Annotated in this window: 12 protein-coding genes and 1 pseudogene; 6 read left to right on the top strand and 7 right to left on the bottom strand. The window is 72.2% G+C overall.

The genetic code is table 11. The features are described 5' to 3' along the window. The first annotated feature begins 107 nt into the window (after nucleotides 1–107). Nucleotides 108–1,568: a hydrolase gene (locus OOJ98_RS11715; RefSeq protein WP_267054576.1), complete on the top strand. Its 1,461-nt coding sequence runs from the start codon at nucleotides 108–110 to the stop codon at nucleotides 1,566–1,568. A gap of 57 nt (nucleotides 1,569–1,625) precedes the next feature. Here OOJ98_RS11715 and OOJ98_RS11710 read toward each other — a convergent pair whose 3' ends face one another. Continuing rightward, entirely contained in the window at nucleotides 1,626–2,876 is a 1,251-nt protein-coding gene (locus tag OOJ98_RS11710; protein ID WP_267055605.1) for a cytochrome P450, read from the bottom strand. Nucleotides 2,877–3,246: 370 nt separating this feature from the next. Here OOJ98_RS11710 and OOJ98_RS11705 point away from each other — a divergent pair, with 370 nt between their 5' ends. Next, a complete protein-coding gene (locus tag OOJ98_RS11705) occupies nucleotides 3,247–4,260 on the top strand; it encodes an esterase-like activity of phytase family protein (RefSeq protein WP_267055604.1) in 1,014 nt (337 codons plus the stop codon). Between the two features lie 125 nt (nucleotides 4,261–4,385). On the opposite strand, the gene OOJ98_RS11700 is transcribed toward OOJ98_RS11705, so the two are convergent. After that, nucleotides 4,386–6,605: an NADP-dependent isocitrate dehydrogenase gene (locus OOJ98_RS11700; RefSeq protein WP_267054575.1), complete on the bottom strand. Its 2,220-nt coding sequence runs from the start codon at nucleotides 6,603–6,605 to the stop codon at nucleotides 4,386–4,388. Between the two features lie 166 nt (nucleotides 6,606–6,771). Beyond that, nucleotides 6,772–6,978 carry a cold shock domain-containing protein gene (locus tag OOJ98_RS11695; protein WP_267054574.1) on the bottom strand — a complete coding sequence of 69 codons (207 nt, stop codon included), beginning with the start codon at nucleotides 6,976–6,978 and terminating at the stop codon, nucleotides 6,772–6,774. A 489-nt stretch (nucleotides 6,979–7,467) separates the two neighbouring features. Between OOJ98_RS11695 and OOJ98_RS11690 the strand changes: the two genes are divergently transcribed. The 3 genes from OOJ98_RS11690 to OOJ98_RS11680 all read left to right on the top strand — a co-directional run bounded on the left by OOJ98_RS11690 (nucleotide 7,468) and on the right by OOJ98_RS11680 (nucleotide 9,492). Then, on the top strand, nucleotides 7,468–8,565 hold the full coding sequence (locus tag OOJ98_RS11690) for a mechanosensitive ion channel family protein (RefSeq protein WP_267054573.1): 1,098 nt from the start codon (nucleotides 7,468–7,470) through the stop codon (nucleotides 8,563–8,565). A gap of 65 nt (nucleotides 8,566–8,630) precedes the next feature. Further along, nucleotides 8,631–9,071 (top strand): helix-turn-helix transcriptional regulator, encoded by a 441-nt coding sequence (locus OOJ98_RS11685; protein ID WP_267054572.1) that lies wholly within the window; start codon nucleotides 8,631–8,633, stop codon nucleotides 9,069–9,071. A gap of 10 nt (nucleotides 9,072–9,081) precedes the next feature. Further along, nucleotides 9,082–9,492, top strand: coding sequence for a VOC family protein (locus tag OOJ98_RS11680; protein ID WP_267054571.1), 411 nt, complete (start codon nucleotides 9,082–9,084; stop codon nucleotides 9,490–9,492). A gap of 53 nt (nucleotides 9,493–9,545) precedes the next feature. On the opposite strand, the pseudogene OOJ98_RS11675 reads toward OOJ98_RS11680, so the two are convergent. The 4 genes and pseudogenes from OOJ98_RS11675 to OOJ98_RS11660 all read right to left on the bottom strand — a co-directional run. Then, nucleotides 9,546–10,045, bottom strand: a pseudogene (locus OOJ98_RS11675) (DUF4188 domain-containing protein); the annotation flags it as partial. Nucleotides 10,046–10,231: 186 nt separating this feature from the next. Next, a complete protein-coding gene (locus OOJ98_RS11670; protein WP_267054570.1) occupies nucleotides 10,232–10,501 on the bottom strand; it encodes a glutaredoxin domain-containing protein in 270 nt (89 codons plus the stop codon). Between the two features lie 77 nt (nucleotides 10,502–10,578). Continuing rightward, nucleotides 10,579–11,238 carry a 1,4-alpha-glucan branching protein gene (locus OOJ98_RS11665; RefSeq protein WP_267054569.1) on the bottom strand — a complete coding sequence of 220 codons (660 nt, stop codon included), beginning with the start codon at nucleotides 11,236–11,238 and terminating at the stop codon, nucleotides 10,579–10,581. A gap of 67 nt (nucleotides 11,239–11,305) precedes the next feature. After that, a complete protein-coding gene (locus tag OOJ98_RS11660) occupies nucleotides 11,306–11,848 on the bottom strand; it encodes an EF-hand domain-containing protein (protein ID WP_267054568.1) in 543 nt (180 codons plus the stop codon). 262 nt (nucleotides 11,849–12,110) lie between these two features. Between OOJ98_RS11660 and OOJ98_RS11655 the strand changes: the two genes are divergently transcribed. Continuing rightward, nucleotides 12,111–13,301 (top strand): acetyl-CoA C-acetyltransferase, encoded by a 1,191-nt coding sequence (locus OOJ98_RS11655; RefSeq protein ID WP_267054567.1) that lies wholly within the window; start codon nucleotides 12,111–12,113, stop codon nucleotides 13,299–13,301. Nucleotides 13,302–13,469: the final 168 nt, after the last annotated feature.

The raw sequence follows: 13,469 nt of genomic DNA, 5'->3' as shown, positions 1-13,469 counted from the left end.
ATGTACGGTTCAATCGCGCGCCGCTTGGGTGTCCGTGCAACGACGTTCTACGCGCGCAGACTTGGTGTCCCCACCACCTCTCCCCCACCTCGATGGAGGTACGCAGGATGCTCGGAGCCATACGTTCCGGCCGCTCGCGCCGACGGACCGCGGGCGCCCTGACCGCGCTGGGCGCGCTCGTCGCCGCCGGTGGCACGGTCGCCCAGGCCGCCACACCGCCCGCCGCGACGGTCCGCCCCGCCGCCGCCACCCAGCACCGGGTGCTCTTCGACAACTCCAAGGCGGAGACCGCGGGCAACGCGGACTGGATCATCAGTACGAGCCAGCCGGATCCGCTGGGCCAGAACCCCTCGCCGTCGGCCGAGAAGGACTGGACGGGCGCCCTGTCCTCGTGGGGCGTGGCGCTCCAGAAGACCGGCGCCTACGCCCTCAAGACGCTGCCCTCGGGCAGCACCATCACCTACGGCACCTCGTCCGCCACCGACCTCAAGAACTTCGACACCTTCGTCCTGCCGGAGCCCAACGTCCTGCTCAGCGCCGCCGAGAAGACCGCGGTGATGCAGTTCGTGAAGAACGGCGGCGGCCTCTTCCTCATCTCCGACCACACCGGCTCCGACCGCAACAACGACGGCGCGGACGCGGTGAAGGTCATCAACGACCTGATGTCCAACAACAGCGTCGACAGCACCGACCCGTTCGGATTCTCGGTGGACTCGCTCAACATCGCCACCGACAACCCCCGGGCCATCGCCAGCACCACCGACCCGGTCCTGAACGGCTCGTTCGGCAAGGTGACCGGCAGCATCATCCGCAACGGCACCACCGTGACCCTCAAGCCGGCCGACAACGCCGCCGCCAAGGGCGAGGTCTACCGCACCGGATCCTCGGGGAACACCGGCGCCTTCTTCGCCACCAGCACCTTCGGCACCGGCCGCGTCGCGTTCTGGGGCGACAGCTCGCCCATCGACGACGGCACCGGCCAGTCCGGCAACACCCTGTACGACGGCTGGGACGACCCGGCGGGCACCGACGCCGCGCTCGCGCTCAACGCCACCGAGTGGCTCTCCGGCGCCACCGGCAGCGGCGGCGGCACCACCTCGTGCACCGCGGCCCAGCTGCTCGCCGACCCGGGCTTCGAATCGGGTGGTTCGGGGTGGACGGCCACCAGCGGCATCATCAACACCAACGCCGCGGAGCCCGCGCACTCCGGCTCCTACAAGGCCTGGCTCGGCGGCAAGGGCACCGCGCACACCGACACCCTCTCCCAGCAGGTGACGATCCCCGCCGGCTGCGCCGCCCAGCTCGGCTTCCAGCTGCACATCGACACCGCGGAGACCGGCACCACGGCGTACGACACCCTCAAGGTGCAGGTCCTGAACGCGAGCGGGACGGTGCTGGCCACCCCCGCCACGTACACCAACCTGAACGCCGCGAGCGGCTACACGCAGCGCACCGTGGACCTCGGTGCCTACGCGGGGCAGACGGTGACGCTCAGGTTCACCGCGACCGAGGGCTCCAAGCTCCAGACGTCGTTCGTCCTGGACGACACCGCGCTCTCGGTGAGCTGACCGTACGCACGGGGTGAGAGCCGCGCGCCGTCCGGGCCCCGGCCCGGACGGCGCGCGTCAGCCCCGCAGCCGCACCGGCAGCGACTCGACGCCGTACACGATCGACAGCTTGCGGAAGGCGAGTTCGTCCGCCGGTACGGCAAGGCGCATCTCGGGGAAGCGGCGGACCAGGGCGGGGAAGGCGGCGCGCAGTTCCATGCGGGCGAGTTCGGCGCCGATGCAGCGGTGGATGCCGTAGCCGAAGGCGAGGTGGCCGCCGGCCTTGCGCTGCGGGTCGAAGCGGCCGCCGTCCGCGGTGAACGAGGCGTCGCGGTTGGCGCCGCTGAGCGAGCACAGGACCATGTCGCCCTTGGGAATGAGCACACCGGCCACCTCGACGTCCTCGCGGGCGAAGCGGGGGAAGGCCAGCTGGACGACGGTGAGGTGGCGCAGCGCCTCCTCGACGAAGGTCGCGGCCCCCGCCTCGTCGTCCGCGACGCGCGCGCGGGCCCCCGGGTCCTGGAGCAGCACGAGGGCGCCGAGCGCCAGCATGCTCGCGGTGGTCTCGAAACCGCCGGTCAGGACGCCGTCGGCGAGTCCGGCGAGTTCGTCGTCGCCGACGCTGTCGCCGTGCTCCTTGACGATCATGCCGATGAGTCCGTCGCCCGGGTTCTCGCGCTGCTTCTTGACGACGTCCCGGAAGTAGGACAGCGAGGCGGACATCGCGCCGAGCGGCGCGGTCGCCCCGGCGAACAGGTCGAAGCGTTCCATGGCGAGCTGCTGGAAGTCGTGCCGGTCCTCGTAGGGCACGCCGAGCAGCTCGCATATGGTCAGCGAGGGTATGGGGAGCGCGAACGCCTCGACCAGGTCGACGGTGCCGCCCGCCGCCTCCATCGCGTCGAGCCGCTCCTCGACGAGGGCGTCGATGCGGGGGGTGAGCCGGCGCAGCCTGCGCATGGTGAACTCGGGCGTCAGGATGCGGCGCAGCCGGGTGTGCACCGGGGGGTCGCTGAAGCCGAGCCCGCCGGGGTGCTGCTCCTCGACGACGCCCGCGTTGCCCGCGAGGTGGGTGAAGTCGTTGCTGAACCCGTCGGCGGAGCCGAGGACCTCCTTCACGGCGTCGTGACCGGTCACCACCCAGGCGTCCATGCCGAACGGCAGCGGGACCTTGCTGACCGGCTCGTCGGCCTGGTGCGCGGTCAGCTCGGGGACCGGGTCGAGTCCGTCGCGGCGCAGCGGCATCAGCAGTGCGTCGGGCAGCAACGAGATCGTGCCGGGGCCGATACCACGCTTCTGGATCCTGGCAAGGTAGGTGCGCCCGAGCCACATCGTGACTCGGGAACGGAGATTTACCCTCAAGTCGGACTCCAAGGACAGGTAGTGCGGCCAGGACACCGGGTACGGACCGGGTCGCTCAGGATAAGTGGCCCGGGGGCGCTCACGGTCCGCCAGGGGCGCAGCTCACATGCGGCTCATAGCGGTGCCGGCCGGCCCGCGCGGCACCGCCGGGCGGGCGGCTCCCCGGTCCGGGCCGGGTTCGACCGGCTTTCGAGCGTTTCCGCGCAGGATGGCGGAGGTCAACTCGCCGGTCGCACAAGCCGGTTTACGGTGTCGGGGCCCGTACCCGACTTGGGAGGAACCCGTGCGTCTGCGTACCGCCACTGCCGCCGCGACCGTCTCGCTGGCCGTCGTCGTCTCCCTGGGCGTCACCGGGGGGAGCGCCGCGGCCCGGCCCGCCCCGGGCCCGCGCCACGCCTGCTCCGCCTCCACGGCCCTCGACGGCTTCTCCGACGCCCTGGACAAGACCCTGTTCCAGGGCACGGTGGTAGGCAATCTGTCCGGGCTCGCCCTCGACACCGACGGCACGGTCGCCGCGCTGTCCGACCGCTCCCAGCTGTTCTCCCTGAAGCTGGACGGGCGCCTCGCGGCCACGCCCACCCGGGTGGTGCCGCTCGCGGACGAGAAGGGCGCCCAGCTCGACTCGGAGGCCGTCGTCGTGGACCGGGACGGCTCCCGTCTGATCACCTCGGAGGTCGAGCCGTCCGTACGCCGCTACGACCGCGACGGCAGGCTCATCGGCAGGCTGCCGGTGCCGGACGCGCTGCGGGTCGCCCCGGCCGGACGCGCCCTCTCCAACGCCACGTTCGAGGGCCTCGCGCTGCAACCCGGAGGCCGCACCCTCATCGCGTCCATGGAGGCACCCCTCGCGGGGGACGCCAAGGACGCGGCGGGACGTACGCTGCTGCGGTTCCAGACCTGGCAACGGGGCGGCGCGCGGGGCGAGTTCCGGCTCGCCGGGCAGTACGCCTATCCCGCCGGACCGAACGCGGGCGTCTCGGAGATCACCGCGACCAATGACGGCCGGCTCCTCGTCCTGGAGCGCGGTTTCACGGCGGGCGTCGGCAACTCGGTACGCCTCTTCCTCGCCGACCCGAGGGGCGCGAGCGATGTGAGCGGCGTGACGAACCTGCCGGGCGGCGCGCGCGTGCTGCGCAAGACCCTGCTGGCGGATCTCGCGGCCTGCCCCTCGCTGGGCGCCACGGCCAAGCAGCCGCAGCCCAACCCGCTGCTCGACAACATCGAGGGCCTCGCGGTCACCGGCCGCACCCGGGACGGCCGGCTGCGGCTCCTGCTGGTCAGCGACGACAACGAGAACCCGGTGCAGACGACCCGGCTCTACGCGCTGACGGTCCGGCTGCCGCGCCACGTCTGAACCGGCCGCGGCCCCACCCCGGAGGCTGCGGAACCGTCCCGCACACGCCGCTGCCCCGGCCGGAAGGAGTCCGGCCGGGGCGGCAGCGGCACGCTCGACCGCGTTCCCCCGAAGGGGAAGCGGGGTCAGGCGAGGGTCGCGATGGCCTCGTTGAAGGTGGCCGACGGGCGCATCACCTCGGTCGCCTTGGCGGCGTCCGGCTGGTAGTAGCCGCCGATGTCGACCGGCGAACCCTGCACCGCGACGAGCTCGTCGACGATGGTGGTCTCCTGCTCGGAGAGCGACTTGGCGAGCGCCGCGAACGCCTCCGCGAGCTGCGCGTCCTCGGTCTGCTTGGCCAGCTCCTGCGCCCAGTACAGGGCGAGGTAGAAGTGGCTGCCGCGGTTGTCGATGCCGCCGAGCTTGCGGCTGGGCGACTTGTCCTCGTTGAGGAAGGTGCCCGTGGCGCGGTCGAGGGTGTCGGCGAGGATCTGGGCGCGCGCGTTGCCCGTGGTCGTCGCGAGGTGCTCGAAGCTGACCGCGAGCGCGAGGAACTCGCCCAGGCTGTCCCAGCGCAGGTAGTTCTCCTTGACCAGCTGCTGGACGTGCTTGGGGGCGGAGCCGCCGGCGCCCGTCTCGAAGAGGCCGCCGCCGTTCATCAGCGGGACCACCGAGAGCATCTTGGCGCTGGTGCCCAGCTCCAGGATCGGGAACAGGTCGGTCAGGTAGTCGCGGAGCACGTTGCCGGTGACGGAGATGGTGTTCTCGCCGCGGCGGATGCGCTCCACGGACAGCTTGGTCGCCTCGACGGGGGTGAGGATCTGGATGTCCAGGCCCTCGGTGTCGTGGTCGCCCAGGTACTGCTGGACCTTCGCGATGAGCTGGGCGTCGTGGGCGCGGCCCTCGTCCAGCCAGAAGACGGCCGGGTCGCCGGTGGCGCGGGCGCGCGTGACGGCGAGCTTGACCCAGTCCTTGATCGGCGCGTCCTTGGTCTGGCAGGCGCGGAAGATGTCGCCCTCGGCGACGGTCTGCTCCAGGACCACGTTGCCCGCGGCGTCGACCAGGCGCACCGTGCCGGTGGCCGGGATCTCGAAGGTCTTGTCGTGCGAGCCGTACTCCTCGGCCTTCTGCGCCATGAGGCCGACGTTCGGCACGGAGCCCATCGTCGACGGGTCGTAGGCGCCGTGGGCGCGGCAGTCCTCGATGACGGCCTGGTAGACACCGGCGTAGCTGCTGTCCGGCAGCACGGCGAGGGTGTCGGCCTCGGCGCCGTTGCGGTCCCACATGTGGCCCGAGGTGCGGATCATGGCGGGCATGGAGGCGTCGACGATGACGTCGGAGGGGACGTGCAGGTTGGTGATGCCGCGGTCGGAGTCGACCATGGCGAGCTCCGGGCCCTCGGCGAGCTCGGCGTCGAACGACGCCTTGATCTCGGCGCCCTCGGGCAGCGACTCGAGGCCCTTGTAGATGCCGCCGAGGCCGTCGTTCGGGGTGAGGCCGGCCGCGGCGAAGGCCTGGCCGTACTTCGCGAACGTCTTGGGGAAGAAGGCGCGCACCACGTGCCCGAAGATGATCGGGTCGGAGACCTTCATCATCGTGGCCTTGAGGTGGACGGAGAACAGGACGCCCTCGGCCTTGGCGCGGGCGATCTGCTCCGTGAGGAACTCGCGCAGCACGGCGACGCGCAGCACGGAGGCGTCGACGACCTCGCCGGCGAGGACCGGTACGGACTCGCGGAGCACCGTGGTGGTGCCGTTGTCGGCGACGAGCTCGATGCGCAGGGTGTCGTCGGCCGCGATGACCGTGGACTTCTCGGTGGACCGGAAGTCGTTGGCGCCCATGGTGGCGACGTTCGTCTTCGAGTCGGCGGTCCACTTGCCCATGCGGTGCGGGTGGGCCTTGGCGTAGTTCTTGACCGACGCGGGGGCGCGGCGGTCGGAGTTACCCTCGCGCAGGACCGGGTTGACGGCGCTGCCCTTGATCTTGTCGTAGCGCGCGCGGACGTCCTTGTCCTGGTCGCTCTTCGGGTCGTCCGGGTAGTCCGGCAGCGCGTAGCCCTGGCCCTGCAGCTCGGCGACGGCGGCCTTGAGCTGGGGGATGGAGGCCGACACGTTCGGCAGCTTGATGATGTTCGCGCCGGGCGTCTTCGCCAGCTCGCCCAGCTCGGCGAGCGCGTCGTCGATCCGCTGGCTCTCCTCGAGGAACTCGGGGAAGCTCGCGATGATGCGCCCCGCGAGCGAGATGTCTCGGGTCTCCACAGTGACACCGGCGGTCGAGGCGTACGCCTGGATCACGGGCAGGAACGAGTGCGTGGCCAGGGCCGGCGCCTCGTCAGTGTGGGTGTAGATGATGGTCGAGTCAGTCACCGGGTGCTCCGCTCCACGTCTGCAACATTGCTCGACATCAAGATATCTCCTGATCGCCCCGGCTCATGACGGGGCCCCGGCCGCGGTCACCCGCGGTGGCCGGGCGGTCACGGCGGGGGTGGCGCGAAAGCGTCGCCCGGCGCGGCGGCACGGCGCCGGGCGCCGTTCACGGGCGTACGGCACGCGCCTCGAAGCGGCCCACGGCGAGCTCGATGACGAAGGACACCTGCTGGCCCTCCGACAGCGTGCGCGACTCCCCCTCTATGTCCTCCCGGCGCACGTAGATGGCGTCCTGCTGCCCGAACGGCACGACGAACCCGTAGCCCTTCTCACGGTCGAAGTACTGAACGATCCCGTCACATCGCTCGCTCATCGCCTCGCTCCTCACGTGATCGTCTCTACGGCCGTCAGGGGCTCGGGCCGGGATTGAGGGACCGGCCGGTTCCACCGGGGCCACGACGGGACGCGGGCTCCCGGGCCGCACCAGGGCCTGCCCGCGAGGGGCTCCCGCCGCCCTGGAGGGGAACCGTCCATGATACCGGGCACCGGCGGCCGGCCGCCGGGAAGGACGGGTTCCCTACGGGGAGGTATACCGTCGCGGCCCGCGTTTGATGCCTCCCCGCACGCTCCGTGCCCGCCGCGCGGCGGAGGGTGGCCGGGGCCCCGGCCGGCCCGGCGTGCACCGGCGCGCGGCGGCGCTCGCCGTATGCGGCAGGATGGCAGCCCGTTCGCAGGGGCGGCCCTTCGAACGAGGCTCCAGGCAGCACGATCTGACAGGTGACAAGGTGACGACACATCACATACGGCGATCCGCGGCGCCCTCCGCGCAGCCCCCGCTCCCCGCGCGCCCGGCGGGTGCCCGTTGAACCGAGGCGTTGTCCTGCACGACTGGGTGGCGGCCTCCATAGCGATGGCCGCGGGCATCGCCGCCGGGCTGCTCGTGCGCATCGTGCTGAAGTGGCTGGGCAAGCACGCGCTCAGGACCCGGTGGACCGGGGACGACATCATCGTCGACGCCCTGCGCACCATCGCCCCGTGGGCGGCCGTGGTGGGCGGCGCCGCGGCGGCCGCGGCGGAGCTGCCGCTGACCGGCCGGGTCTCGGGCATCGTGAACCACACGCTGACCGCCCTGCTCATCCTCATCACCACCCTGACCGCGGCCCGGGTCGTCGCGGGGCTCGTGCAGTCCCTCGCGCACGCGCGGACCGGTGTGGCCGGCTCGGCCACGATCTTCGTGAACATCACCCGCGTCGTCGTGGTGGCGATGGGCATCCTGGTCGCCCTGGAAACCGTCGGGGTCTCCATAGCGCCGCTGCTCACCGCGCTCGGCGTGGGCGGCCTCGCGGTGGCGCTCGCGCTCCAGGACACCCTCGCCAACCTCTTCGCGGGGGTGCACATCCTCGCGTCGAAGACCGTGCAGCCCGGGGACTACATCCGGCTCAGCGGCGGTGAGGAGGGGTACGTCGTCGACATCAACTGGCGCAACACGGTGGTGCGCAACCTGTCGAACAACCTCGTGATCATCCCCAACGCGCGGCTGGCCCGCACCAACATGACCAACTACACGCGCCCGGAGCAGGAGTTGTCGATCGTGGTGCAGGCCGGCGTCGGCTACGACAGCGACCTGGAGCACGTCGAGCGGGTGACCCTGGAGGTCGTGGACAGCGTGATGACGGACATCACCGGGGCGCTGCCGGAGCACGAGGCCGCCGTCCGCTTCCACACGTTCGCCGACTCCCGGATCAACTTCTCGGTGATCCTCGGTGTGGGTGAGTTCAGCAACCAGTACCGGATCAAGCACGAGTTCATCAAGCGCCTGCACAGCCGCTACCGCGCCGAGGGCATCTCGATCCCGGCCCCGGCCCGGACGGTCTCCATCGAGCGGGGCCTGCCCGGCCCGGCGCCCTTCCCGCACCAGCGCGAGGCCCCGCCCTCGCCGCTGCCGGAGGGCCTGCACTGAACCGTGTCCCCGGGCGGCCGCGAGCGGGCAGGTCGGCCCGGGGGCCCGGTGGTAGCGTCGGTCGCATGACCCCGGAAGAGCTCGCCGACCTCGTGCACCTGCGCCGGGCGCGGGACCTCATCGACCGGGAGTACGCCGAGCCGCTGGACGTTCCGGCGATGGCCCGGCACGCGCTCATGTCCCCGGCGCACTTCTCGCGCCGCTTCCGCGCCGTCTACGGCGAGACGCCCTACAGCTACCTCATGACCCGACGCATCGAGCGCGCCATGGCGCTGCTGCGGGGCGGGGCCGGCGTGACCGAGGCGTGCATGGCGGTCGGCTGTACGTCGCTCGGCTCGTTCAGCTCCCGCTTCACCGAGGTCGTGGGGGAGACACCGAGCGCGTACCGCAGCCGGGAGCACAGCGCCGTCGCGGCGATGCCCCCGTGCGTGGCGAAGCTGCACACCCGCCCGACGCGCACCGCCGCGCGCCGGAACCGGGGAGCGGACGACGGCAGCGCCGCCTAACGTTGACGCCATGACCATCGCGCTTCAGTACTGTCACGTCACCGTCAACGACCCGGACGAGTCGCTCGGCTTCTACCGCGACGCGCTGGGCCTGGAGGTCCGCAACGACGTGGCCTCGGGCGGTTTCCGCTGGGTGACCCTCGGCAGCGAGAGCCAGCCGGGGCTCGAGATCGTCCTGTCGGAGCCGCACGCCGGCCGCTCCCGGAGCGACGGCGACGCCCTGCAGGAGCTCCTCGTCAAGGGCGCCCTGCCGACGCTCGTCTTCCGGACCGCCGATCTCGACGCGACCTTCGAGAAGGTGCGCGCCTCCGGCGCCGAGGTGCTCCAGGAGCCCGTCGACCAGCCGTGGGGGCCCCGCGACTGCGCGTTCCGGGACCCCTCGGGCAACATGATCCGCATCCAGCAGCAGGCCACCGCCTGAGCGGCGCGGGACGACGGTCGCCGGGCGGTCCGCCAGTCGGCGCCGCCCGCCGGCCGCTGCGCGGCCCGCTCCCCGCGCAGCCCCACGGGCTCGACCCCCAGGCCGCACCCAAACCGGCCGGCGGCATGTCGACGTAGACGGACTCGTACGAGCCGGCCGGCACAATGTACGTCTCGTGCCAGATCCCCACGCCGCCCTTGCCGGCGCGCACGCGGCGGTTGAACGCCGCCCACGCGGGCCGGTGCGCCCCTGCCCGGTCGGAGGCGTAGGCGAGCAGCTTCTCGCGCGACTCCCAGTACTGCACGACGCCGTGCACACGAGCGCCGCCGCCGAGCCCGCGCAGCGCCAGCAGGCCGCTCCCCTCCTCCCGCGAGAGCTCCTTCAGCATGCGCGGCATCGCGCCGAGGACCGGCAGCCAGTGGCGTACCGAACGCCAGCGGTTGATCCGCATCCCGATGATGAAGACGACCACGTCGCCCTGTGCGGCGGCCGTGACCCGGCGTTCCGGTGCCGGCGCCCCTGCCTGTCCCTGGTCCCCGTCCGCGCTCCTCATGCGACTCCCCCGTCTCCGCCTCACGCGCCCGCGGCCCATGAGACGCCCCCGCCATCCGTGCTCGGATGGTGCCGCTGCCCGAGCGAGGGTGCACGGCGGCTCGCGTCCCAACTGGCCGCAAGAGACCCGGACATGGTGGAGAAACAGCCGCCACCGGCCGGGCCGGCGGGCGGCCGGACCGCAGGCTCAGGACATCGAGCCCGGGGAGTGCGCCGCGACTGCCGCGAGCAGCTCCTTCTTCGACGGGTTCACCATCGGGCGCCCGGCCACCGTCACGGTGGGCACGGTCTCGTTCCCGTCGGCGACGGAGCGGACGAACGCGGCCGCCTCGGGGTCCCGCCAGATGTTGACCTTGACGTACCGCAGCGGCGAGAAGAGCAGCCGCAGACGGAGTCTGATGCAGTAGGCACACATGGGACGCCAGTACAGGACCACGCCGCCCTGGTCATCGGTCACGGATCTTCCCTCTCGTCTTCGCACCCGGGGATCTGTTCCGGTGCGGGCAAGCCGAGCGTAGACCGGGCTTTCGGGCGCTAGGCCCGTGCGTTGGTGTACAGGACGGCGAGGAGTCCGTCGGCCCGGGTGCCGTCCGGTGTGCGCCAGGGGCCCGAGACGTGACCGGTCGCGTTCCGCGGGAGCTCCAGCGGGCCCTGCGGGGCGGGCCGCAGGGTGCGGTGCAGGCGGAGGACCGCACCCCGCGGGCCGGCCAGCGCGGTGCCCTCCCGGTCGTCCACGGCGGTGGGGGCCCCGGCGAACACCGGACCGTCACCGGTGAAGGAACGCGCGACGTCCCGGTCCGGCACGTGGCTGACGTTCTGGTCCTGGGCCTCGGCCCGGCCCTCGATCAGCGCGGCCAACTGGGCGACCGCCACCGGGTCGTGGCACGCGTCGTAGGCCCAGCGCCGCCCCAGCACACCGTGCTCCATCACGCCGACGAGGGCGTGGGCGGCCCCGTCGAGCGGAGCACCCCGATAGGTGAGCGGCACCAGATAGGCGGTGGCCTCGGCCCCGGAGCCGTCGGTGACGACGAGGAACTCGATCCCCACGTCTCCCTGCGGGTCGTCGAGGCGGAACCCGCCGGCCCTGGTCAACTCCGGGGCGCCCGCGCCCCGGTACCACGGGCGGGACGGGAGCCAGGCGGTGAGCAGCTCGACCTTGGTCGGGTTCAGGTCGGTGCGGTGAATGACAGCCATGCCGGGGCCTCCAGGTGGGGAGCGGGTACGCGCGCCTTCACCACCCTGCCATCCGCGCCCCGCCGGCCTACGGGGCGGGGATGCGCCCGCAGAGCCAGTTGCCCGGCTCCGCGGGGTCGTCGCTGATCCAGAACTGGCTCCACAGGAGGGCGAACTCCCCGCGGTCGAGGTGGCCGTCGCCGTCGAGGTCGAGCCTCTCGCACACCCCTGCCGTGTCCACGGGTCGGCCGTTCCAGGTCTCGACGAGGGTGCGGTGCTCGTCGGCGGAGATGCGGCCGTCGCCGTTGGCGTCCACGGCGTCGAAGAGGGTGTCGGCGGTCGCGGTCACTTCGGCGACCCTGGCGGGCAACTCGTCGACGAGGCCGAGGAATTCGTCCATGTCGACCCTGCCGTCACCCCTGCCGTTCCCCGCGGCGAGGAGCGCCGCCCACCAGCCCATCAGGAGCGCCTCGACCCGCCCGTCGAGCTCCGTGCCCGGGGCGACCGCCGGCATCCGGCGCCATCGGGCCACGAGCGCGGTGAAATCGTCTTCGCAGAGGCAACCGTCACCGTCCGCGTCGAACGCCGCGAACATTCCCTTGAGCTTGTGCACCTGAAATGCGCTGGCCATGCGGGGCCTTTCTCGATGCCGACCCGGCGGACAGCGGCAACAATAGGCCGGGACACCCCTGCCGCCCTACGGGCACATGTGCACGAACAAACACCTGCCCGCATGAGCACCTGCGTCGTGACGGCCGTTCCGGGGGTCGCGCGCGGCGTTCGGCCGTTCGGCTGTGCCCTCGCTCACACCGCAGGAGCGTGCGCCTCGCGACCCCAACTCGTGGGTAATGTAGCCGTGTTGTGGTCCACAACTTCTACCCACGGAGGACATCGTGTCCGGTTCCGTCATCCTGGCTGGGGCCCGTACCCCCACCGGTCGTCTGCTCGGGGCTCTGAAGGACTTCTCCGGTGCTCAGCTCGGAGCCATCGCGATCAGGGCGGCCCTGGAGAGGGCCGGGGTGGCGCCCGAGCAGGTGGAGTACACGATCATGGGGCAGGTGCTCACGGCGGGCGCCGGCCAGATCCCGGCCCGCCAGGCCGCCGTGGCCGCCGGAATCCCGATGAGCGTCCCGGCGCTGACCGTCAACAAGGTCTGTCTCTCCGGCATCGATTCCATCGCCCTCGCCGACCAGCTGATCAGGGCGGGCGAGTTCGACCTGGTCGTGGCGGGTGGCCAGGAATCCATGTCGCAGGCTCCGCACGTGCTGCCCAAGTCGCGTGCCGGCTTCAAGGCCGGTGACGTGCAGATGATCGACCACATGATCCACGACGGCCTGTTCTGCCCCTTCGACCAGGTCGGCATGGGCGTCTCGACGGAGAAGTACAACAGCCGTTACGCCGGGGTGACCCGCGAGAAGCAGGACGCCTTCGCCGCGGCCTCGCACCAGCGGGCGGCGGCCGCGGCGGCGGCCGGCCGGTTCGCCGAGGAGATGGCGCCGGTCACGGTCCCGCAGCGCAAGGGTGACCCCGTGGTGTGCGACACCGACGAGGGGGTCCGCCCCGACACCACCGCGGAGGTCCTCGCCAAGCTGCGCCCGGTGTACAGCGCCGACGGCACCATCACGGCGGGTACGGCCTCCCAGATCTCCGACGGCGCGGCGGCCGTGGTCGTGGCGAGCAAGGCCAAGGCCGAGGAGCTGGGCCTGTCCTGGATCGCCGAGATCGGCGCCCACGGCGTGGTGGCCGGGCCGGACGCGAGCCTGCACGAGCAGCCGTCGAACGCGATCAGGGCAGCCCTGACCAAGGCCAAGCTGGACGCCTCCGACCTGGATCTGGTGGAGATCAACGAGGCGTTCTCCGCCGTCGGCATCGTCTCCACCGAGCAGCTGGGCCTCAGCCCCGACATCGTGAACGTCGACGGCGGCGCCATCGCACTCGGCCACCCCATCGGCGCCTCCGGCGCGCGGCTCGTCGTCCACCTCGCGTACGAGCTGCGCCGTCGCGGCGGCGGTCTCGGCGCCGCGGCGCTGTGCGGCGGCGGCGGGCAGGGCGACGCCCTGCTGATCCGCGTGCCCTCCGCCTAGGTCCCGCCGGCCGCGGCAGCGCGGCCGGGAGCCGAGGGAACGACAGGCCCCCCGGGCGCACGGCCATCGCGCCGCGTCCGGGGGGCCTGCCTCTCTCCGTGCGACGGCCCCCATCCCTCTGTCCGGTACGGGATGCCGGTACGGGGTGGGGGCCGTCGCACGCACGCG

Origin of the sequence: Streptomyces sp. NBC_00083 (assembly GCF_026343295.1) — a bacterium.
GTDB lineage: Bacteria > Actinomycetota > Actinomycetes > Streptomycetales > Streptomycetaceae > Streptomyces.
The sequence above is the reverse complement of the archived record's forward strand: the minus strand, read 5'-3'. Positions and strand labels throughout refer to the sequence as shown.

Excerpts from the sequence above, each read along its gene's own strand:
- OOJ98_RS11715 (WP_267054576.1), top strand. The coding sequence starts at position 108 with ATGCTCGGAGCCATACGTTCCGGCCGCTCGCGCCGACGGACCGCGGGC.
- OOJ98_RS11710 (WP_267055605.1), bottom strand. The coding sequence starts at position 2,876 with ATGTGGCTCGGGCGCACCTACCTTGCCAGGATCCAGAAGCGTGGTATC.
- OOJ98_RS11695 (WP_267054574.1), bottom strand. The coding sequence starts at position 6,978 with ATGAGCGAGCGATGTGACGGGATCGTTCAGTACTTCGACCGTGAGAAG.
- OOJ98_RS11685 (WP_267054572.1), top strand. The coding sequence starts at position 8,631 with ATGACCCCGGAAGAGCTCGCCGACCTCGTGCACCTGCGCCGGGCGCGG.
- OOJ98_RS11680 (WP_267054571.1), top strand. The coding sequence starts at position 9,082 with ATGACCATCGCGCTTCAGTACTGTCACGTCACCGTCAACGACCCGGAC.
- OOJ98_RS11665 (WP_267054569.1), bottom strand. The coding sequence starts at position 11,238 with ATGGCTGTCATTCACCGCACCGACCTGAACCCGACCAAGGTCGAGCTG.
- OOJ98_RS11660 (WP_267054568.1), bottom strand. The coding sequence starts at position 11,848 with ATGGCCAGCGCATTTCAGGTGCACAAGCTCAAGGGAATGTTCGCGGCG.